Origin of the sequence: Paenibacillus sp. UMB7766-LJ446 (genome assembly GCF_030226665.1) — a bacterium.
Taxonomy (GTDB): Bacteria; Bacillota; Bacilli; order Paenibacillales; family Paenibacillaceae; genus Paenibacillus; species Paenibacillus vandeheii.
The window spans coordinates 103,194-126,675 of sequence record NZ_JASOYM010000001.1 but is presented as its reverse complement, the minus strand read 5'-3'; the positions used below and the strand labels follow the sequence as shown (position 1 = coordinate 126,675).

Annotated in this window: 11 protein-coding genes; 10 read left to right on the top strand and 1 reads right to left on the bottom strand. The window is 48.1% G+C overall.

Translation table 11 applies throughout. From position 1 onward, the window contains the following. Positions 1-8: 8 nt before the first annotated feature. From QP794_RS00460 to QP794_RS00430, 7 genes are all read left to right on the top strand, one after another. Entirely contained in the window at positions 9-1,823 is a 1,815-nt protein-coding gene (locus QP794_RS00460; protein WP_285074478.1) for an alpha-1,3-galactosidase-related protein, read from the top strand. A gap of 33 nt (positions 1,824-1,856) precedes the next feature. Next, positions 1,857-4,253 carry a glycoside hydrolase family 95 protein gene (locus QP794_RS00455; RefSeq protein ID WP_285074477.1) on the top strand — a complete coding sequence of 799 codons (2,397 nt, stop codon included), beginning with the start codon at positions 1,857-1,859 and terminating at the stop codon, positions 4,251-4,253. 172 nt (positions 4,254-4,425) lie between these two features. After that, positions 4,426-6,477, top strand: coding sequence for an alpha-galactosidase (locus tag QP794_RS00450; protein ID WP_285074476.1), 2,052 nt, complete (start codon positions 4,426-4,428; stop codon positions 6,475-6,477). Between the two features lie 170 nt (positions 6,478-6,647). Further along, positions 6,648-8,978 (top strand): glycoside hydrolase family 95 protein, encoded by a 2,331-nt coding sequence (locus tag QP794_RS00445; RefSeq protein WP_285074475.1) that lies wholly within the window; start codon positions 6,648-6,650, stop codon positions 8,976-8,978. Between the two features lie 101 nt (positions 8,979-9,079). Next, positions 9,080-10,612, top strand: coding sequence for a response regulator (locus QP794_RS00440; protein ID WP_285074474.1), 1,533 nt, complete (start codon positions 9,080-9,082; stop codon positions 10,610-10,612). A gap of 297 nt (positions 10,613-10,909) precedes the next feature. Then, entirely contained in the window at positions 10,910-15,496 is a 4,587-nt protein-coding gene (locus QP794_RS00435; RefSeq protein WP_285074473.1) for an S-layer homology domain-containing protein, read from the top strand. Positions 15,497-15,664: 168 nt separating this feature from the next. Continuing rightward, a complete protein-coding gene (locus tag QP794_RS00430) occupies positions 15,665-17,785 on the top strand; it encodes an alpha-galactosidase (RefSeq protein ID WP_285074472.1) in 2,121 nt (706 codons plus the stop codon). Between the two features lie 65 nt (positions 17,786-17,850). On the opposite strand, the gene QP794_RS00425 is transcribed toward QP794_RS00430, so the two are convergent. Next, positions 17,851-19,653 carry a cache domain-containing sensor histidine kinase gene (locus tag QP794_RS00425; RefSeq protein WP_285074471.1) on the bottom strand — a complete coding sequence of 601 codons (1,803 nt, stop codon included), beginning with the start codon at positions 19,651-19,653 and terminating at the stop codon, positions 17,851-17,853. A gap of 178 nt (positions 19,654-19,831) precedes the next feature. Here QP794_RS00425 and QP794_RS00420 point away from each other — a divergent pair, with 178 nt between their 5' ends. The 3 genes from QP794_RS00420 to QP794_RS00410 all read left to right on the top strand — a co-directional run bounded on the left by QP794_RS00420 (position 19,832) and on the right by QP794_RS00410 (position 23,447). Continuing rightward, entirely contained in the window at positions 19,832-20,788 is a 957-nt protein-coding gene (locus QP794_RS00420) for an ABC transporter permease (RefSeq protein ID WP_285074470.1), read from the top strand. 30 nt (positions 20,789-20,818) lie between these two features. Beyond that, entirely contained in the window at positions 20,819-21,709 is an 891-nt protein-coding gene (locus QP794_RS00415) for a carbohydrate ABC transporter permease (protein ID WP_029880772.1), read from the top strand. Between the two features lie 133 nt (positions 21,710-21,842). Then, the gene (locus tag QP794_RS00410) at positions 21,843-23,447 is read left to right on the top strand and encodes an extracellular solute-binding protein (RefSeq protein WP_285074463.1); all 1,605 of its coding nucleotides are present in this window, start codon (positions 21,843-21,845) and stop codon (positions 23,445-23,447) included. Positions 23,448-23,482: the final 35 nt, after the last annotated feature.

Below are 23,482 nucleotides of genomic sequence, written 5' to 3'. Positions count from 1 at the left end.
AGGTGCTTATGATAGAGCCGGCACCTGATTTCCTTGTATTTAAGGAGAATCCGAGTTTTAATAACGGAGAAACAAAAAAGAAGGGCGGGATACTTATTCATTCTACTGAACATGGCACAACTGTGAATTCCACCATTGTTAGATTGACCGACTACGGCACCCAGCCAGACTCGGGGCTGGATACCCAGCCGGCCATGGCCCGTGCGATTCAGGCTGCGGCCCAAATTGCTGGTCCTGTTGTGCTGGAATGTGCGAAAGGTACGTATCATTTCTACCCGAAAGAGGCGATTCGAGCGCCCTATTATATTTCGAATACAGCCAGTGAGGGAGAAAACGCTGATATAACGAGGACTATTGGTATTTTGCTGAAGGATCTGGATCAGTTCACAATAGAGGGCAACGGCTCCCTGTTTATTTTTCATGGCAAGCAGACCATGTTCCTGTTAGACGGCTGTTCACATGTGTTGATACGTAATCTACATACCGATTATGACCGACCAACGGTAACCGAGATGAAGATTGTTGGATGTGGCAATGATTTCTTCGATACCGAGGTTCATCCCCATTCTTGCTATGAAATTCAGGATGGTAGACTGACCTGGGTCGGAGAGGGCTGGAGATTCACAGAAGGCCCCATGCAGACCTTTGACCCGGTGCGGAATACGACCTGGAGAATGGACAACTGGTTGGAAAAGGCCAAGTCTGTCGAAGAGCTCGAACCGATGAAGGTACGTCTTCATTTCGATCATCAACCGATGGTGGTTCCGGGTCATGTTTTGCAGAACCGCGATGGCATTCGGGATCAGGTAGGTGTATTTATTACTCAAAGTTCGGATGTCACTTTTACTGATGTCGGCCTGCATTTTCTGCATGGACTTGGTATTGTAGGTCAATTCAGCGAAAATCTCACCTTCCGTAGGCTGGACCTGTCTCCACGTCCGGAAACGGGAAGGATCGTTGCTGGTTTTGCGGATTTTATCCATATGTCCAGCTGCCGGGGCAAGGTGAAGGTAGAAGAGAGCCGTTTTTCCGGTTCGCATGATGATCCTGTCAATGTTCATGGCACCTACCTGCGAATCATAGAACAGCCAGGCGAGAATTCCGTGAAGGTTCGCTTTATGCATCCTCAAACATATGGACTGCCAGGATTTTACCCAGGAGACAAAATTGAATTTGTTCGTTCCGGTTCCCTTACTACCTATGGAGCTAATGAAGTGCTTGACGTTGTGAGGCTGAATCCGCGTGAGCTGCTGTTGACGCTAGTCCATCCGGTGCCGGATGGCATTGGCAGGCATGATGTGATCGAGAATGTGACGTGGACGCCTGAAGTCGACATTATAAATAATCACTTTGCCCGGGTGCCCACGCGCGGCATCCTTGTGACGACGCGGCGCAAAGTCGCTATTGTCGGCAATACCTTTGAACGGATTCACATGAATGCCATTCTCATCGCCGTAGACGCTGAATCCTGGTATGAGTCTGGACGGGTGGACGATGTGACTATTACGGGTAACCGTTTTGTCGAGTGTGGCAGCGGGGAGCATCCTGTGATCTTCATTTCCCCAGAGAACGTGGACGTGGATGCAAGCGCTCCAGTTCACCGACAAGTCACTGTTCGGAACAATCAGTTTGAAACCGACTGCGATATACCGGTTCTAAGCGCCAAATGCACTGGCGGGCTAACCTTCAAGTCGAATGAAATTCTGTCCATGCACGAAATGGGGAAATTACCCCGCATGGAAGAGGTAATCCATTTAATCGCCTGCAGTGAGGTAGACATAGCGGACAATACGATCAGTAGTGCAGTAAAGGTGTCTGATTAACTTTTGAATGAGTGATTGGGAGGGAGAGAGAACATGAAATTACAATATGATAAACCGGCAGACGTATGGACAGAAGGGCTTCCCATCGGAAACGGCCGTCTGGGTGGCATGATATTCGGCGGAGTGGAGCTGGAGAAAGTTAGCCTGAACGAGGATACCTTATGGTCTGGATATCCAAAGGAAAGCAATAACCCTGGCGCTAAGGATATTCTGCCTCAGGTCCGCAAGCTGATACAAGAGGGCCGTTATACGGAGGCGGATGCCTTAACGAAAGGAATGCTGGGACCGTACACCCAATCGTATCTTCCTTTTGGGGATTTGCTCCTCCGTTTTGACCATGGGGGTATCTATCATTCCTACAAACGTTCGCTGGATGTGGAACATGCACTGCACAGCCTTGAATATCAGGTTGGCAATGTGCGGTATACCCGTGAAATGTTTGCTTCTCATCCCGATCAAGTGCTCGTGCTGCATCTTACCGCTAGTGTTGCGGGAGCGCTGAATGTGCATGCCACGCTGGACAGTCCGCTTCGTCACACAATTTCAGTGCAGGAAGAAAGAGTTGTTCTGGCAGGAACAGCTCCGGAGCATGTAGACCCCAGCTATGTGACAAGCAATGATCCTATCCGATATGGTGAACCCGGCGATAACAAGGGCATGACTTTTGAAGGACAGTTAGCCGTAACGACAGAGGATGGACAGGTAACGGTGGATGGCAGCGGAATTCATGTGTTGGGTGCAACGATGGCAACCTTTTATTTCAGTGCGGCTACTAGCTTTAATGGGATTCACAAAATTCCGGGAATTGAAGGGAAAGATGCCTCCCTGATTGCTGGCTCCATACTGAAAAAGGCAGCAACCAAATCATACATCGGACTGCGTGACTCCCATATTGCGGATTATCGATTGCTGTTCGATCGGGTCAAGCTTCACCTTGGACAATCGCCTGCTTCGGAGCAGATGTCCACTGAGCAGCGAATTACGACTTTTGGGGCAGAAGATCAAGGGCTTGTGGAGCTGCTCTTTCATTATGGACGCTATTTGCTCATCTCTAGCTCACGTCCTGGAACGCAGGCCGCGAATCTCCAGGGGATATGGAATGCGTTAACCCGTCCTCCTTGGAGCAGCAATTACACGCTGAACATCAATACCGAAATGAACTATTGGCCAGCTGAAATATGCAATTTGGCAGAATGCCACGAGCCGTTGTTGGACATGATCGGCAATTTGGCGAAAAACGGAGCCGAGACAGCTCGGGTCAACTATGGCACACGCGGCTGGACAGCCCATCACAATACGGATCTGTGGGGACAGTCTGCACCGGTTGGCGATTACGGAGACGGCGATCCAAGCTGGGCGTACTGGCCGATGGGAGGCATCTGGCTGACCCAGCATTTGTGGGAGCACTATGCCTTTAGCGGAGATGAAACATATTTGCGAGATTCCGCCTATCCTGTGATGAAGGAGGCAGCCCTCTTCGCGCTGGACTGGCTCATTGAGGATGGCAGCGGCAGCCTTGTGACTTCGCCGTCCACTTCGCCGGAGCATAAATTCAGGACAGTGGAAGGTGTAGCTGCGGTAAGTCCGGGCTCTACCATGGACATCTCGCTGATCTGGGAGTTGTTCACGAACTGCATCGAGTCCTCCGAGCTGCTCGGAATAGATCAGGATTTCAGGGAAGAGCTGAAGCATACTCGCAAGCGGCTATTGCCACTTCAGGTCGGCAAATACGGCCAATTGCAGGAGTGGTCGAAGGACTTCGAGGACGAGGATACGTACCATCGGCATACCTCGCATCTGGTAGGCGTGTATCCAGGAAGACAGTTGTCCGAAGAGGAGGCACCAGAGCTGTTTTCTGCTGCCAGGACCTCACTGGAACGTCGCGGAGACGAGAGCACAGGCTGGAGCCTGGGCTGGAGAGTAGCTCTGTGGAGCCGCTTCCGGGATGGCAATCGATCCTTGCGTCTGCTCTCCAACATGCTTCGGTTGGTCAAGGATGGAAGTTCGGAGCAATACAACCACGGCGGCGTTTATGCCAATCTGCTCGGTGCACATCCGCCATTTCAGATTGATGGCAACTTTGCAGCATCTGCGGGCATTGCCGAGATGCTTCTGCAATCACATCGTCCATATTTGGAGCTGCTTCCCGCATTGCCGGATGCATGGCAGCAGGGAAGTGTTGAAGGACTTCGTGCACGCGGTGGATTTGAAGTAGACATCCGGTGGGACAAGGGACAGCTTGCGGAAGCAAAGATCACTTCTCTGCAAGGCACAGACTGTGTGCTCCGGTGTAATTCCCGGATTCTCGTAACCTTGGACGGCGTCGTGGTTGAGACTATACGCAATGATGCGAATACCGTAAGTTTCCTGACATCTGCCGGACAGACGTACGACATTACGTCTGATGGGGGTTATAAAACAGTAGGATGAAGATGTGTTAAATCGCGATATGGATCGGAAGATCGTTGCATGGAAAACGCTCTATTCTGTCCCTATAATGAGGGCAGACTTGGGTGGGCGGACATTTGACATGTGGTAACCCGCCATCACATCGCATGAGCATGCCCACTTCAAGTTACAGCATGCAACAATAAGGAGGCATATGATGCTAACTAGCGATACATCTGTACAAGTGCAGCAACAGAGTGACACCTATATCCGTGCGACGAACGGACACCTAAGCCTGGAGATTGATCTGGGTAACGGGGAAGCAGCCTGCATTGCCAGCAATTCATCCCATGTGAAGGGCATTCGCAGCGCTTTTCGCTGGCAGGGACGTGAATACAGCACGGACCATTATCAGAGCCATGAACTGACGACACAGGAAGCAATTGTTCGGGAGGGTTTTGGAAAAGGTATCCACTTGGTCGTTCTGCATAAAACATCGATACTGCCGCAACTGGAGCAACATTTCTATATGTACGAATCCTCACCGTTTGTATTGGTGCAAACCGCTATTGTCAGCGATGAAGAGCTTAAGGCGAACCGTATGGCTGTCATCCAGTCCAAAGCCGTATCCCTCGGTGGAGAATCCAGCCAGGATGAACCGAGCATTTTGCGTGTACCGTTTGATAACGATAAATGGGTCAGATATACGGTGGTCAAGCCACCGCTGGATGTAGAGAGCTACGAGGCAACAGCCTTGTTTGTGCCCGACAGCCGTCGGGGAATCGTGATGGGTTCCCTTACGCATAAAGTATGGAAAACAGGGATTCGTATGCAAAGCGAACAAAGTGGACGTATCGAGGCAATTGATCTGTACGGCGGTGCTGTGAGTGAATTGACTCGCGATTCCCAGCCTCACGGTTATGTGAAAGGCAGAAGAGTGGAATCTCCCCTCGTATTCATCGGTTTCTATGAGGATTACCGTGAAGGTCTCGAAGCCTACGGTCAGGCCAATACCTGGATTGAGGCTCAATTGCCTTGGGAGGGCGGTGTGCCGATCGGATGGAACAGCTGGTCTGCGGCCATGAGTGATCTGGACTATGATCTGTATACAGCGACCAGCGATTTTCTGAAAAATGAAGTGCAGCCGCTTGGATTCCAGAATGAGGATACGTTATACATCAATTTTGATGCGTTCTGGGACAATTTTACACCGGAAGAAATGAAGAATGCACTGGAGCGGGTGCGGCAAAATGGACATCGAGCGGGCACGTACTGGACTCCATTTGCCTTCTGGGGTGGACCTGATCAGCTCGGTCAGGCAGTCGAAGGAACGAACGGAAAATATACCTATGGAGACATTCTGCTACGTGACAGTGAGGGTGAGATCCTGCCGGATGTGGACGGCGGTCTGGCCATTGACCCGACACATCCTGGCAACCTGCAAAGGATCGACTGGTTCACGGACAAATTCATCTCGGAAGGTTTCGAATATATCAAACTGGATTTCTTGGCGCATGGCTCACTGGAAGGACAGCACCACAATCCGGATATTACAACAGGGATCGCGGCTTATCACTATGGCATGTCTTATTTACAGCACAAGCTTTCGCCAGAAGTAATCGGTCGGCCGTTTTTCATTAACTTGTCCATCGCTCCATTATTTCCATATGCTTTTGCCCACAGCCGCCGTATTTCCTGTGATGTCTTCGGTACACTTGCGGATACGGAATATCTGCTGAACTCGCTGACACACGGCTGGTGGATGAGCAATACGCTGTATCGCTACAATGATCCTGACCATTCCGTGTTGTACAAGAGCTTCAACCAGGAAGCCACCGGCTGGCATGAAGGGCGCAGCCGCCTGACCGCTTCAGTTATTGCCGGTACGGTGCTTCTGCTCGGGGACGACTTCCGCAAAGAGGATGCTGCCGAACGAGCAAGAGCGTGGCTTGGTAACAAGGATATTCTGAATGTCGCTCGTATGGGTAGAACCTTCCGTCCAGTCGAAGGCGATCTTGGGAAGCTGTCTTCTGACGTGTTTGTCCTTGAATCGCCGGAAGAGAAGAGCTTTTATCTGGCTGTCTTCAACTTTGATGCTGCCCAAGCTGCGGTGAAGTCTGTCTCGCTGGAGCGGGCCGGACTAAACGCCAATGCCGTATACAGCTTACAAGACCTGTGGGAAGGCTCCCAAGGGGAAACGTCTGGAGAGCTTACAGTCTCACTGGAACCCGCAGAATCCAAAATCTTCAGATTGACTGTGAAGTGAAACTGCTGGGGCGAATTGGCAATTCAGAGCAGTGATTCGGTTTTAGAATAAAAACAAGTCAAACGCGCGCTTTTGTATCTCACAGATCGCGCGTTTGTCTGTTTTGGGAATGAACTGGACCGCATATGAGTCTATTTGTAAGATAATCATTTTGGACTGGAGGATATGATATGAACGATTTTACTTTGTGGTATTCAACCCCTGCAGCGGATTGGTCCCAAGGCTTGCCGCTGGGCAATGGAAGAATAGGGGCAGTTGTTATGGCGTCATTGCATCGTGAGGTATGGAAAATGAGCGAGGTCACCTATTGGTCAGGTCGGATTGACGCGGAGCACCCTTCCGGAGGAGGCAAGGCTGCACTGGAAGAGATGCGCGGTTATTTCTTCGCTAGCGATTATGCTGGAGGAGATCGTCTTGCCAAGCAGCATTTACAGCCAACGAAGCGTAATTTCGGCACTAATCTTGGATTATGTGATGTTGTTATTGAATTTGAGAAGAAGAATTCGGGTTCTGATGAGGGCGGTAACTTCCAACGAGAACTGGATCTGACCCAGGCGCTTGCCGGGGCGTTCTGGAAGGATGAAGATACCACGATTCTTCGTGAAGTGTTTGCTTCCCACACCGATGATATAGTGGCCTCCAGAATTTGGAGCGATACGCCAGGTAGTATATCTTTCACGCTTGGTTTGGAGGGAAGCACGGAATCATTCAAAGTTGTCGCCCTAAATGACAACACGCTCGAATTCCAAGGTCAGGCGACGGAAAATGTACATAGTGATGGGACTTGCGGCGTATGGGCCAAGGGCTTGGTGAAGTTGGTTGTTTCCGGGGGGACCATCGCCAGTGAAGAGGGTCGATTGACCGTGACCGAAGCGGATGAGGCATGGATTTATTTCAGTGTAAGTACAGATTATCGACGTACAGATCAGGATTGGGTAACGGAGAACGAGGATACGCTGATGAAGGCTTTAAACAAGGGGTATGCCTTGCTGAGAGAGGATCATATTCAAGATTACAGCGAGCAATATGACAAGGTAGATATTCAGTTAGGGGCCAAAGGAAAATCCGATCTGACTACAGATCATCGTATTCATTTGTTGGAACAGGGTGGCGGGGATGAAGATCCACAGTTATTCGCCTTGTTTCTTCAATATGGACGGTATCTGACTATTGCGGGCTCTCGCGAGAACTCTCCGCTGCCTCTGCATCTCCAGGGAATCTGGAATGACGGTGAAGCGTGCCGAATGGGCTGGAGCTGTGATTATCATCTTGATGTGAATACCGAGATGAATTATTACCCCACAGAGATTACGAATCTGGGGGAGAGCCATTTTCCGTTACTTCGGTATGTTGAGGATCTGGCACAAGCGGGCAGGGAAACGGCACGTAATCTATACGGATGCGACGGATGGGTCGCTCACGTCTTCTCCAATGTATGGGGCTTTACGCTGCCTGGGTGGGAGACTTCCTGGGGGCTGAATGTTACAGGCGGATTATGGCTGGCTACACACCTGATTGAGCATTATGAGTACAGTCAGGATCATGTTTTCCTTGAGAATGTGGCCTATCCTGTACTTAAAGAATCCGCGAAATTCTATCTGGACTACATGTGTGAGCATCCTCGGAACGGTTGGCTGGTGACGGGTCCCTCCAATTCGCCGGAGAATCATTTCTATCCTGGTCATTCGAGAGATGATGCCCAGCAACTGTCCATGGGTACGACAATGGACCAGATACTGGTGCGCCGGCTCTTTGAATTCTGCCTCACTTCAGCAAGGCTTCTGGACAGAGATGAGGATTGGGGAAGGGAGCTGGAGGAAGCCATCAGCAAGCTGCCACCTCTACAGATCGGTAAGAAAGGCCAGCTTCAGGAATGGCTGGAGGATTACGAGGAGGTACAGCCGGAGCATCGACATTTATCCCATATGTACGCTTTGTATCCAGACAGTCAGATTACACCAGACCGGACACCGGAACTCAGTGCGGCAGCGCGTGTAACGCTGGAGAACCGCATGCTTCAGGAAGAGCTGGAGGATGTCGAGTTTACAGCTGCCCTGTTTGGCCTGGGTTTTGCAAGGCTGCATGATGGGCAGATGGCCTATAAACAGCTTTCACACTTGATTGGCGGCTTGTGCTTTGATAATCTGTTTACCTATTCCAAATCGGGCATTGCCGGAGCAGAGAGCAATATCTTTGTCGTTGATGGAAATTTCGGCGGTACAGCTGTCATTGCGGAGATGCTGCTGCAAAGTTATGCAGGCGAGATTCATCTGTTGCCAGCGCTCCCGCTGGCTTGGAGCACAGGCTCGATAACGGGGCTGAGAGCGAAAGGAAATGCGGAGGTAGACGCTGTCTGGGACAATGGAAAGCTGATATCTACGACCATTCACACTTTCTCACCGGGAACGTTCACGATTTGTTGGGGCAAACAGAGAACGATCCTTCATGCAGAAGCAGGTGAAAGTTACTATTTCAATAGCGAGCTGCAGTTGGTAAAATAACGATCTATACTTGAAAATAACTTTCATTTATATGGACCATGGTCCCACGGGGGGAAAAACATATAATAGAGACAGAAAGAGACAAAAGGGAGGGGACGTTGATGTATAGTATTTTTTTGGTGGACGATGAAGAACTGGAACTTGAGATGATGAGGGATTATATCCGCTGGGAAGAGATGGGTATCTATATTATGGGAACAGCGAGCAACGGCAGGGAGGCCTTGGAGAAAATCGAGGCCACCCAGCCTGATATCGTCCTTACGGATGTACAGATGCCGATGATGAACGGTATTGATCTGGCGAGAAAGATACAAGAGAGCTTTGACTCGATCCAGGTGATGTTTCTGACCGGACACGATGAATTTCAATATGTAAAATCGGCTATTAACGTAGGGGCTGTAGGATATATGCTAAAGCCGCTCGATCTAAATGAAATTGAAAGCGTTATCAACAAAGTGAAACAGCGTTGTGAGGAAGTTGTAATTAAAAACCGTTCCTTGGAGGCGGCCAAAGCCAATATTCTGAAGGAGTTATCTTACGAAAAAGATGCGGATCGTGCTATCGATCTCGCGTTTGGTTTCAGCCGTCTAACTCGTCAGCCGGAAACCACCCGATATGCAATGGCCTTGTTCAGTATCGATCCCAAGGAGGCCGAAGGGGAACAGCAAAGTCTGGAGGATTGCACATCTCGACTGGTGTCTTTTCTTGATCATTTCTTCAAGGCGAAGAACCTGAAAGCGACCTTTGTGGATTACAAGGAAGGGGAGACCGGTGTATTTATGGAAGCGGCCCAGCAGCCGGGACATTACGCGTGGGAAGACTTATCTGAGGCTATCCGTAATGCCCTGGACTTTACAGTGACGGCAGCTGTAGGGGGACAAGAAGCCGAGTTATCCCATATTCATTGTCTGTACGAACAGACGCGTATCGTTTTGAACGAGCGTTTCTATGAAGGTACAGGTACGATTATTCATGCGGAGACGCTTTCGAATCAGTTTTATACGGAGCATATGCCCCCATTTGATCAGAAGGAATGGTTTGAGGCCATTAACCGCCTGGATTTTGAATGGGCCGCGCAGAAGCTGCACGGATATATTGAGGGATTGGCAACACTGCGAGTCAAGAAAAAAATCATCTGCGACTGGTCGATAGATCTCGTTAATGAGCTGCTGGAGCAGCTTCATAAGCCTGTTCCCAAGCGGGCAGAGCTGTATCATTCCATCTATAATGCGCTGACTCTGCATGAGATCGAGGATCTGATTCTCGGTACTGCGGAAGATGCCGTGAGCATGCTGGGTGAGCGGTTTATGGACAAAAATGCCAAACTGATTCACAAGGTCCGCACCCTCATCGACCAGAATTACAATCAGCCGATTACCATCAACAGTCTGTCTGATCAGGTATACTTGTCACCAAACTATTTGAGATCCATTTTTAAGGAAAAAACTGGGATGACAATCCACGATTATCTGACACGTATCAGACTGGATAAAGCCAGGGAACTGCTGGCAGATGGCTCGCTCAAGATTCATGATATCGCACAGAATGTGGGCTATGAGAGTACGTCCTATTTTATTTCTCTATTCCTAAAGACACAAGGTGTAACACCTAACGAATACAGGAAAAGTATATGATAATGCAGGCTGTCAGGTAAAGATAATGATCCTCCGATTTTTCCTGAACATGATTTGGGTAGCTCCCTCTTACTAACCTATGATATGGCAAATGAAAGAGGCTTTCCTGTATGAATAGTAACATTGTGGTATGGAACATCCCCCTCCTCCTTTTTACAATTAGGCATATAGGAAAGGAAGGGGGAGAGAGGGGATTTGGCAGCTCTTTATGAAAGCGATTACAGATGATAGCTGTGAACCACTACAGGAATAGGCATATGGAGACCTAACTCAACCAAAAGAAAATGGAGGCATGTTATGTTGGGACAAATTATGAAAAAAGGATTTGTATTCTTTATCATTATTTGCTTGGTAGTTAGCGGGGGCAAGTTCGCTCGAACGGCTCACGCCGATGATACGAATACCTATGAAGCTGAGGCCGAGGGGAATATTTTGCTCGGCAATGCGACAATCACTGATAGCCCGACGGCTTCGGGCGGCAAGAAGGTCGGAGGCATGTACCAAGGCAGTTCCTTGCAATTTAACAATGTTACTGTAAGTGAGGCAGGAAATTATAAGATCTCCGTTTATTACATTTCAGGTGATTCGCGGCCATTCAATATTAGCGCGAACGGCGGGGAGAAGCAATTTGAAGAACCGCCCAAGACAGTCGATTGGGATACGGTGGGAATGGTTGATGTGACCCTTCCGTTGAACGCGGGTACCAATACCATTCTGATCGATGACAACAACTGGTATTCTCCCGACATCGACAAGATTGTGATTCGCGGTTTGGACAGTGGTCAACCGGGAGAAGGAGGCGGAGACGACTGGAAGAAAAATCTGCATGGTGCAATCATTGAGGCAGAAGCAGCTGACAATATTTTGAAAGGCAATGCCAAGGTGGTAGACAGCAGCGTTAGTTCAGGTGGAAAGAAAGTAACCGATTTGAACAAAAACAGTTCACTGCAATTTACGAATGTCACTGTACCGGCAGATGGTACATATTTGATCCGAATATCTTATATTTCCGGTGACCAGCGACCAGTCTATATGCAGGTGAACAATGACACGGATGAGATGATTGATCTGCCCAAAACGGCAAGCTGGAATACAGTAGGCATGTATGATGTGGAAGCTTCCCTTCATAAGGGTGTTAATACCATCACATTTTCGGATCATGATTGGTACTCCCCCGATTTTGACCGAATTGAAGTAATCCCGTATACGATCAGCTATGAAGCCGAAGATTCGGACAATACGCTGACTGGTGAAGCGCGTGTAATGGACAGTTCCAATGCTTCAGGTGGCAAAAAGGTTGGCTATTTGAATGGCGGGAGCTCCTTGACGTTCAATAAGATTATAGCCCCGATGACAGGGGATTACCGCGTTAATGTAGCTTATTTTTCCGGTGATCCTCGGAGCTTTTATGTCCACGCAAATAGTGGAGAAGAGCAATACCATGACCTGCCCAAAACAACGGATTGGGATACGGTAGGTACCTATGACCTTACACTCCCGTTAACTGAAGGTGAGAATACGATTACTTTTTCAGACAACAATGGCTATTCTCCCGATTTGGACCGGATTATCGTAGAGCCTGCGATAGAGACAGAACCTGAAAATCCGGGTGAAGGAGATGACGATCTGGGAACACCGGGTGACTCGGAACGTTACGGGGATATCACGGTAACCGATTATACGTATGGCCTCTTGGTATCGAACGGAAAATATGAAGTGTCTTATAATACCCAGACTGGATTAGTCGGCTATAGCTGGGCAGATGGGCAGAAGATGCGGGGCATCTTTAGTAGCATTAAACTTGGTGAGAGCCTTGTGGAAACCAAAGGGTATGAGAGTCATGCGAGCGGTGGAGCACCACTGGAGATTGAGGATGGATTCGGCAAAGGCGTTGAGCTGACTTTTGTTCATACTTCCACTGGCAAACCAACCCTGAAGCAGGTCTACCGGTTTTATGAAGATAAATCGTATTTCCTCAACCGTCTGGATGCCCTCAGTGATTCGGAGATCCAGAGCAATTATATGTCACCAATTACGGTGAAAAATACGGGCGGTGTAGATATCGGCGTTAGCTCGGATAATCGAGTACTGACAGTGCCTTTTGACAATGATGCCTGGATTCGCTACAAATCTCAAACGATGAACCGGGCGGATACTAGTTACGAAATGACAACGGTATTCAATAACTCGACTCGTAATGGTCTGGTGATCGGTTCAGTAACCCATGACACATGGAAGACGGGTATTGATTGGAAAGGTTCTGCTAATCGTCTGAATGAATTCGCTGTGTATGGTGGTGCAGCGAGTGATGTTACCCGCGATACCCAGTCCCATGGCAGCCTGAGCGGTACTGAACTGTCTTCACCACTGATTATGGTAGGTGCTTTCAGTGATTATCGTACAGGACTTGAAGAATACGGTAAAGCGAATGCGATCATCACGCCTCCTCTGGCCTTGAATCCGGAATTGCCGCAAGGTGTTCCGGTTGGATGGAATAGTTGGGGCGCTTATGACAGCAGCCTTTCGTATCAGAATGTAGTAGATGTGTCCAATTATTTTAAGAACAGCCTGAAGAAGTTCAACAATAACGGCAATGTATTCATTAATATGGATTCCTACTGGGATAATCTGAGTGATGCAGAGCTTGCCCAAGCCGTATCTGTAATTAAGGACAATGGTCAGCATGCGGGCATCTACTGGGGACCATTTGTGTACTGGGGCAACGATATGAGCCAAACGGTAGATGGTACCAACGGGAAATATACGTATGGTGATATTGTACTCAAGGATGCTAAGGGGAAACCTCTGCCTACGCTGGATGGGGCATATGCACTGGATGTGACACATCCGGGGAGTCAAATGCGCATGAATTATTTTCTGGATAAGTTTAAAACACTTGGATTCACATTCATCAAACTGGATTTCCTGACGCATGGCTCACTGGAAGGCCAACACTATGACACTAACGTGATGACAGGAATCCAGGCATACAATGAAGGAATGCGTTACGTCGAAGAGCGATTGGACGGAAAAATGTTCATTAGTGCGTCCATTGCACCGATCTTTCCAAGTCAATACGCGCACAGCAGACGGATCTCCTGTGACACCTATGGCAAAATCAATGAGACGGAGTACATGCTTAATTCATTGACATATGGTTTCTGGCAAAATGGCACGATCTATTCCTATACAGACCCTGATCATCTGGCATTAAGCAGTGCATCAAGTCTGGAGGAAGCCCGCAGCCGGGTAAATTCCGGTGTGATTGCCGGTACGGTGATGCTGGATTCCGATGATGTGAACGATCCCAAGGCACAGGAATACATGACGGCATTGTACAATAACACGGATGTTCTTCAGGTGGCGCTGAAAGGAAAAGTATTCAAGCCGCTTGAAGGGAATACGAATGCAAACGCAGCAGATACGTTTGTTCTGAAGGACGGCAATGATTATTACCTTGCCGTATTTAATTACAGCGGCAATATTTCAACGAACAAAACGATTCAGTTGGGTCGTGCTGGGTTGAATGATTCCAAATCCTACACGTTAAAAGACTTGTGGACAGGTGAATCTTCGTCAGCCACGGGTTCATGGTCCATCTCGCTGGCACCGGATGAATCGAAGTTGGTTAAATTGACCGAAAAACCAGTCACCCCGGAAAATCCGGGAAATCCAGGCAACCCAGGTAATCCAGATAATCCAAGCAACCCTGGCAACAATGGCAATACCAATAATACTAGCGGGAACTCCGGCAACAGCGCGACTCCGGAGAACGATACAGTAAAACTCGTCATTACAGCCGATATGCTGAAAGTGGACAGTGGGGCAGGGAGAGCCGTTGTGGACATCCAAGCGGGTACTCAGGAGCTGCAACTGTCATCGGCTGTCTTACGTCAGCTCGGCAACCATACATTGGAAGTGAAATCAGGCAAGCTAACTCTGCAAATCCCTGCGAGTTTGTTCCAGCAGCTACTGAGCAAACTACCAGCGGGGCAACAGGAAGATAGTACGCTTTCCCTGAAAATGATTCCGCTTGGCAGCAAGGCCAAGGAGGTCATAGCTGAAGTGGATGCATCTTCCCGGGCAACCGTTTCCCTTAAGGGAGAAATCTATGAATTCAGCCTTTCAGCAACAACAAAATCAGGTACAACCGAAACACTCTCTGCGTTTGATCATCCAATTACGCTGAGTCTGGCAGTTGCTGAAGGCTTCGAGCCTACGCAGGGAGGAATTTATTATATCAACGAAAATGGAAAACTTGAATTTCTAAAATCGGATTATACGAATGGCGTATTAACAACTAAAGTGAGCCACTTCAGCAAGTATGCTGTTCTGGAACTGAATCGGACGTTTGCTGATGTTCCGGCCAATCATTGGGCCAGCTCTGTCATCAAGGAATTAGCGGCTAAACTGTTTGTTGATGGCACAAATGAGGATCAATTTGAGCCCGGACGTGCAATCACCCGCGCTGAATTCACCGCTATGCTCGTTCATTCCCTGGGACTGACCATAGCAGGGGAAGTGCTCTTTACAGATGTGGCGACAGATGCTTGGTACGAGGAACCCATCTCGATCGCGACCCAAGCCGGTATTGTAAACGGTAGAAGTGATGTCAGGTTCGAGCCGGACGCACAGATTACCCGTGAGGAAATCACGGTGATGCTGGTGAAGGCAAATGAACTGTATGTTGGAAAAATGCCTGCTGGTTCTACAGACATCTTGTTTACCGATATGGATCAGGTTTCTTCATGGGCAACTGCTTCGGTACAAGATGCAGCCCGATTGGGTCTGGTTCAAGGACAAAGACAGGGACAGTTTGTACCTCAAGGGATTGCTTCCCGTGCAGAAGCCGCTCAGGTCATCTACAACCTGATTTTGAAGTAAGCTATGAGGCTGCGAGTGGACATCGCAGCCTTATTTTCATCACTTTGAAATGACAGATGATTTCCCCTATGGATTGTAAGATTGCGATATGGCTAATATAACTCCTGCTTCCTACAATAATATGTATGTTCACAATACACAGCACAAGGGTAACAGGAACTCGAAAGGATGATAAACTTGACGATTCAATATAATGAACAACAACGCATATTTGCAATACAGATGAAGAACTCGTCCTATATTTTTGGAATTAATGAAAGAGAACATCTCCAGCATCTATATTGGGGAGTCCCGGTGGAAATTGAAGACAGCGCTCCGTTGCTCCATCTACAATCCCATAGCTCTTTTGATGCAGAAGTCGAAGGAGAGGTAGAAGAGTATAGCTTCTGGGGAGGCGCATCTTACACAGAGCCATCTCTGAAACTGCGTATGCCTGATGGTGTCCGCGATCTTCAAGTAAGGTATGACCGTCACGAGATCATTGAGCAGGATGGCAGACAGACGCTGATTGTCACACTAAAGGATCAGGTGTATGCACTTGAAACGCAGCTGGTATATCGGGTCATCCCGGAATTCGACCTGGTGGAGCGTTATACGAATATCGTAAATACGGGACAGGAAGCTATCGTGCTGGAAAGCATGCAATCCGCAGCCTGGACCCTGCCCTATCTCCAGGATTATCGCCTGACGCATGTTACGGGTAAATGGTCGGGTGAATTCCAACTGCGCAATACCGTTTTGACTGAGGGGAAAAAGGTGCTTGAATCACGGAGAGGTTTCACCGACGGTCATGCCAACCCCTGGTTTGCCATTGATGACGGTCTTTCGACAGAAAGCGGCGGCGGGGTATGGTTTGGCGCTCTCGCCTGGAGCGGGAACTGGAAGATTGTCGCCGAGAAAACGCCGTTCACCCATGTCCGGGTAACGGGCGGTATCAATGATTTTGACAATGAATGGCTGCTGGGTGCAGGGGAAACGTTCGAGACGCCTGTCTTTGTTGGCGGATTTAGCCCTGAAGGCTTTGGCGGCATGAGCCACCGCTTGCATCAGTACCAATATGATTACATACTGCCGCGCAGTGAAATCGGGAAAGTGCTTTACAACTCCTGGGAAGCTACCTACTTCGATGTGAATGCTCAGGACCAAATGGCGCTTGCCGAGCGGGCAGCCAAGATGGGTGTGGAGCTGTTTGTCGTGGATGACGGCTGGTTCGGGCAGCGGCATTCCGACCGTGCGGGGTTAGGCGACTGGAACGTGAACAAGGAGAAGTTCCCGAACGGTCTTGTGGAGCTGATTGACCGGGTTCACGGACTCGGGATGGAATTTGGCATATGGGTGGAGCCGGAGTCGGTCAACCCGGATAGTGATCTCTACAGAGCGCATCCAGACTGGGTATATCATTTTGAGACCCGGGGACGCACGGAGCTTCGCAATCAACTGCTGCTGAACATTTCCAAGCCGGAGGTCAAGCAATACATTATTGATTTTATGACCGAACTGCTGGGCAATCATGAGATTAAGTTCATTAAATGGGACATGAACCGGACCATCACGGAGCCGGGTATGAAGGATCACCCCATTAACCGCCAGAAAGAAGTTTGGGTAAGGCATGTCCAGAGCCTGTATGATATCTGGTCACAGCTGCGAGCCAAGTTCCCGAATGTGGAGTTTGAGACTTGCGCAGGAGGGGGCTCGCGGATTGATCTGGGCATCTTCCGTTATGCCGACCAGTCCTGGCCGAGTGACAATACGGATGCGTTCGACCGTCTGAGCATTCAGGAAGGCTTCTCGTATACGTATGCACCACGTATGATGACCTGTTGGGTGACCGAGTCGCCTACAGGAATGAATGGACGAAACGTCTCCCTGAAATATCGATTCCACAGTGCAATGATGGGCACGCTTGGTATTGGCTCCAATCTGAACGAGTGGAGTGATGAATGGATTGAGCAGTCCGGGGAATTCATCGGTCAGTACAAAGCCATTCGCCACCTGGTCCAGTTCGGCAGACAGTTCCGTCTGACTGCGCTTCGTCATAAAGGGGTTACGGCTGTCCAGTACAGCAATACGGAAGGAAGTGATCATGTGCTGTTCGCTTTTCTTCACTCGCAGAAGCTGGGTGAACCGTTACCAAGACTGCGTTTGGCAGGGCTTCAGGCTGACAAGAGCTATTACATTGATGAGCTGGGGTTATCGGTCAGTGGGCGTGCGCTGATGAACATCGGAGTAGAACTGCCCCTACGCGGCGATTTCGACAGCTTGGTGTATCGTATCCGTGAGCAGGTGTAATGACTCTATAGCATGGTTTAAAAGGAGTGCTTTGCAAGCCAATCGTGGCAGCATTGCACTCCTTTTTATTGAATCTCTTTTTGGGGCAGACGGATCTGGACCGTGGTTCCGATACCTAGTTTGCTATACACTTTAACACCGTAGTATTCACCGAATTTCAGCTTAATCCGCCGATCCACATTCGAAATGCCATAGCCTCTTCCTTCTTTCTCTTCAAACAAAGACTGAAGCGTCTCACGCCGCATGCCCATTCCGTCGTCTATGACAGATAAGACGATACTATTATTCTCAATGACACCCTTGATATGGATATTCAGGGGCCGATCCTGATTCCAAAGTGCATGAATCACCGCATTCTCTACAAAAGGCTGTAACGCAAGCTTCACTGTTGAGTAGGGCAGGATCGATTGATCTATCGTGTAGATGATATTCAGCTTGCCCTTAAACCGAATAAGCTGAATGGCATTATAGCTCTGCGTCAGCTTCAATTCCTCATTGATGGTCAGGATGCTCTTTCCTTTATTCAGGGATATCCGATAGAACTTGGCCAGATGAAGAACCATATCCTGAATCTGAGGGTCCTGATGCTTTACGGCCAGAGAGGAGATCGAGCCGAGTGTATTATACAGAAAATGAGGATTGATCTGAGCTTGTAGCAGGTCAAGCTCGGCTTCCTTGCTCTGTAGCTCCTTCTGGTAGACCTCTGTAACCAGACTTTTCAACCGTGTTGTCATCTGTTCGAATGCAAAGTGAAGCTGTCCGATCTCATCACTGCCCATTTGTTCCTCATGGGTAGGGTTGAAATCCCCCCGTTCAATGCGCCGAATCATCCGAATTAACGTCCTGATGCGTTTGCTGAACAGCGAGGCGGTAATATAGATGAGCAGCAAGGCCACGCCAATGAAGCCCAGTGAAATCTTGATAATAAGCTGAGAGAGAGATTTGGCATCCTTGATGATACTGTCATAAGGAAAGATGGACACCGTTTTCCAGCCATTTTTGAGCGTGTTATACACCGCTAGAGCCTTCACCCCTTGGTACGTTGTATCAAATCTGCCTGAAGGCGTCTCATCAAAATTCTGATGAAGTAGCTTGGGCAGGCTTGTGTTGATCAACTGCTTGTCCGCTGAAGACAGAATAATGCCCTTGTCGTTTATGATAAAGATGTCTTTGCCGCCTGCTTCTTTTTCCATGAGAGAATAGATGACAGACTCGGAAATTTGAAAGACCAGCATCCCGTAGGGGTACTGATTACTATTGTTGTTCAGTAGCCGGGCGAGCGTAAACATGGCAGGACCATTCTCTGTCTGTGGCGATGAGAGATGAATAATGTTCCCGTAGGATTGTTTTAACTTGTGGAACAGTTCCGTGTTTTCAACTTCGGGTGTAATTGGTCTGATATAATAATTGTCTTTGGGCAGCGATAGATTGTCTGAATAAATGAATGCGCTATCAAAATCAGGGTAGGCAGCCATCACGGTGTCAATTCGATTGCCAATGTAATTATAGACATCCAAATAGGATGGATCATCCTGATATTCGTTCGTAAGGTAATTGGCAAGGCGGTTATCCAAATAAATGGAAGCCGAAATATGTTCGTAGCTGTCCAGTTTATTCTCCAGATTTTTAGTGATCTGAGCGGTTGAGTTCGTCATGTTGATGTAGATCTGCTCGGTAAGTTTCGTTTTGGTAAGTTCATACGAAAAATAAACCAATAGCATCATCGGAATGATGGTGACTAGTACAAATACCATAAATAATTTGGAACGAAAGCTCAGGTTAACAAAAGGCATGTATATGTATTTTCGATAGAATTGGTGCATCGGGAAGCCCTCTCTTGACTGATTATTCGTTGCACAGTTCATCATAGCAGAGTGATTATGGAAATCCAATCCTCTCTTTGCACCAAAACATCTTTAAAAAGCGGTATCTTTCGGAGAATTCGACTATGGCAAGCGATCTGCGTCAAATTTATGATAAATAGGAGAGAAGTTGAATCAAGATATGGCCGGCCATACTGCTGTATAGAAAAAGGGAGGGTGTTTAATGCATAAGGTAAGCGCTATCAAAACAGTCAGGAGCAATAATCTGATAAGCAGGCTAAAAGAGCAAAAATGGTTATTCGTGCTTATGCTTCCTGCCTTCATTGCGACATTGCTATTTTCCTATGGTCCGATGTTTGGACTGTATATGGCGTTTACGAATTATCAGCCGGGTGGAGGATCGTTTTTTCATCAGTTCTTCCATGCCGAATTTGTAGGTTTCCAGTGGTTTGAGTATTTCTTTACAACAGGAGACTTCTATCGGGTTATGCGTAACACGCTTGCAACAAGCTTGCTGACCCTGTTCTTCGGATTTCCTGCGCCGATCATTCTCGCGCTTGTGCTGAATGAAGCGAGACAGGGATTTTTCAAGCGCTTTGTACAGACGGTTTCTTATCTGCCGCATTTTATCTCATGGGTTATTGCAGCCAACATTGTAATTACGCTGCTGGCTTCAGATGGAATGCTTAACAATATTCTGGTTCTGCTGGGCGTTGTCAAAGAACCGGTCGCATTTTTGCAGAACGGGCCTCTATTCTGGTGGATTATTGCACTGTCGAACATGTGGAAAGAGATGGGTTTTAGCGCCATTATGTATCTCGCCGCAATTGCTTCCATTAATCCGGAGCTCTACGAAGCGGCAAGGGTGGACGGAGCGAGTCGATTTAAGCAAATGTGGTATATTACGCTGCCTTCCATGCGCCCTACCATTGTCATATTGGCCATTCTCGCGGTCGGAGGCATTTTGAATGCGGGATTTGAACAGCAATACCTGCTGCAAAATAATACGGTGCTTGAATACTCCGAAGTTATTGATATTTATGCCTACAAATACGGACTACAGAACAGCATGTTCTCTTACGGGGCTGCTGTGGGAATGTTCAAATCCGTTGTTGCCTTTATTCTTGTCCTCATCGTGAACCGGATTTCCAGAAAAGTGAACGATCAGGCGTTGTTCTAACTATAAAAGAGACAGAGGGGAGCGCTTGTGATGATACTGAACAGATTCGGGGATCGTATTTTCAAAATCATTGTGTATTTCATTCTTATTCTCGTATTACTGGTTACATTTCTTCCGTTTTGGAATATACTCGTTCTTTCATTGAACAGCGCGGAGGATACGGTACGGGGCGGTGTATACCTGTGGCCCAGGGATTTAACTTTGGACAGCTATCAGCAGATTTTAAAAGATAGTGAGATCTTAAACGGGCTGTGGGTAACCGTCAAACGAACGCTGATTGGCGCACCACTGTCGGTTCTCGTCATTACGATGCTTGCATATCCGCTAAGTCGGCGAAATCTGATTGGTCGTAAAGGCTGGAACCTGTACTTTATCTTTACCATGTATTTCAGTGGTGGACTCATTCCGTTCTACATGGTGCTTAAGGCACTGAATATGATAGATACATTCTCGGTATTTATTTTGCCAAGTTTGATGAATGTCTTCTATATGATTATTGTCCGTACCTTTATGGAGCAGCTGCCCCATGAGATTGAAGAATCGGCGAGGGTGGATGGCGCTAACGATCTGACCATTTTCTTCCGAATTGTGATGCCGCTGACAACACCTGTACTTGCAACGGTGGGCCTTTTTCAAGCCATTGGACATTGGAATGCCTGGTTTGATTCCTATGCGTTTACCTACAGCTCGGATCTGAAGACCCTGCAAGCCGTGCTCGTCAAAATATTGAATCAATTTCAGACCGGTGGCATGATCTCACAAACGCAAATGCTGGCCAACTCGGCTAAACGAAATGCGGTTTCCAGCGATACCATTCGAATGGCTGCTACCATGGTAGCCACCTTACCAATCGTTATGGTGTACCCGTTCCTGCAAAAATACTTTGTTAAAGGCATGACTTTGGGAGCGGTGAAGAGTTAATCTATTCCATAATCCGGTTGCAGGGAAGGTTTGTCCGGTGGCCTCTCTCTGAAAGGGGGTGGGCAGAGATCGTTTTGGAAATGCTCAATCTAGCACTACAGGAATTTATTCATTGGGAGGAATTAGGGTGTCAATGACAAAGACAAAAAAATGGATGACTATGGGAATTACAGCTGCATTAGTCGTTGGTTTGCTGGCGGGCTGCTCCTCCAATGACGGAGAGAACAATACAGCGGGTAAAGATGGTGATCAAGGGCCGATTACGCTAACCTGGTTTGACGGCAATACCAAAGGAGAACCTTTTACCGATGCGGTTGCCCAGGAAATTACCAAAAAGACAGGCATAGAGATTTCCATCCAACAACCAACGGGTAATCCAACGGAAAAACTGAGCCTGATGCTCGCCAGTGGTGACTATCCGGATGTGGTGGTCATGAGCCGGGGAGATGCTTCCCTCGATAAGTACATTTCAAGCGGCGCATTCATTCCACTGGATGAGTTAATTGAAAAGTACGGTTCTGATCTGAAAGAAATGTATGGCGAAACCTTGACCAAAACACGTTATACAGACGGCAAGAACTACTATCTGGCAAACTGGTATGGACTCGACAGTGATCCGGTCTTCGGTATGCTGATGAGACAAAACCTGCTGGAAGAGTTTCTTCCAGACCAGGCAGATGGTTCAAAGCCACTCACAACGGATGAGTTTGAAGCTCTCCTGAAAAATTTTAAAGAAAAATACAAAACGATTGATGGCAAAGAGTCCATCCCCATGACCATGAACGGTGAGAACATGGGTGCGAATCTCGGAACTTTCAAAGGCATGTGGGGCTTAAAAACGTATTATGATAACAACGGACGTCTGCAATATGATGTCAAGGACCCCAAATATCGTGAGATGCTGTTATATATCAATCGCTTATATAGAGAAGGTCTGATTGAGAAGGAATTTGCTATTAGCAAAACGCAGACCTGGATTCAAAAGCTGACGACTGGTGCGGTGTTCGCTACACCAGGTGCTTATTGGGACCCAGGTAACGGTAATGCGGCCCTGAAGAAGGACGGCGGGGAAAAGAATCAGTTGTTTGCATACAAGGTTGTTGCTCCGGGCGTAGATCCGGCTCAAACGACATTTGGTCCAAGAAGCTCGCTTGGATGGGATGCCATTGCTATTACCAAAAACAACAAACACCCGGAAGAAACCATAAAGCTGTTTAATTATCTGGCGAGTGATGAAGGACAGCATTTGCTGCTGTGGGGTAAGGAAGGCGAGCAATATACGATGGTGGATGGTAAGCGACAACCAGACCCTGCATTCCTGCAAAGCTTCAAGGATAACTGGGATGACACGGTGAAGAAAAGCGGTGTTCGTAAATGGTTATGGTTTATCAAAAATGGTCTGGATCCGAATGGACAGCCGTATGACATGGCGGTTAAATTCCAGCGTAGTGAAGTGGATGAACTGGCCCTCAAGAGTCTCGGCGATTCCGTATGGGATACAGCACAGTATGATAACCTGAATCCGGATGGGGGAACACCTCAAGCACTGACGGCCCAGAAGGTGAAGGATATTATGGATCAGAGCATTACAAGAGCCATTATTGCCCCAAGTGAAGCTGAAGCCAATTCAGTATTTGACAAGATGCTGGAGGATATGAAAAAGGCCGGCGATGAGAAAGTGGAAGATATTATTAACGAGAAATATGCTCAGCGTATGGAGCTGTGGAATTCTAAATAATTGAAGAGTAATTTTGGAAAAAAGAAGCGTCCTGG

Excerpts from the sequence above, each read along its gene's own strand:
- QP794_RS00460 (WP_285074478.1), top strand. The coding sequence starts at position 9 with ATGATAGAGCCGGCACCTGATTTCCTTGTATTTAAGGAGAATCCGAGT.
- QP794_RS00455 (WP_285074477.1), top strand. The coding sequence starts at position 1,857 with ATGAAATTACAATATGATAAACCGGCAGACGTATGGACAGAAGGGCTT.
- QP794_RS00450 (WP_285074476.1), top strand. The coding sequence starts at position 4,426 with ATGATGCTAACTAGCGATACATCTGTACAAGTGCAGCAACAGAGTGAC.
- QP794_RS00445 (WP_285074475.1), top strand. The coding sequence starts at position 6,648 with ATGAACGATTTTACTTTGTGGTATTCAACCCCTGCAGCGGATTGGTCC.
- QP794_RS00440 (WP_285074474.1), top strand. The coding sequence starts at position 9,080 with ATGTATAGTATTTTTTTGGTGGACGATGAAGAACTGGAACTTGAGATG.
- QP794_RS00435 (WP_285074473.1), top strand. The coding sequence starts at position 10,910 with ATGTTGGGACAAATTATGAAAAAAGGATTTGTATTCTTTATCATTATT.
- QP794_RS00430 (WP_285074472.1), top strand. The coding sequence starts at position 15,665 with ATGATAAACTTGACGATTCAATATAATGAACAACAACGCATATTTGCA.
- QP794_RS00425 (WP_285074471.1), bottom strand. The coding sequence starts at position 19,653 with ATGATGAACTGTGCAACGAATAATCAGTCAAGAGAGGGCTTCCCGATG.
- QP794_RS00420 (WP_285074470.1), top strand. The coding sequence starts at position 19,832 with ATGCATAAGGTAAGCGCTATCAAAACAGTCAGGAGCAATAATCTGATA.
- QP794_RS00415 (WP_029880772.1), top strand. The coding sequence starts at position 20,819 with ATGATACTGAACAGATTCGGGGATCGTATTTTCAAAATCATTGTGTAT.
- QP794_RS00410 (WP_285074463.1), top strand. The coding sequence starts at position 21,843 with ATGACAAAGACAAAAAAATGGATGACTATGGGAATTACAGCTGCATTA.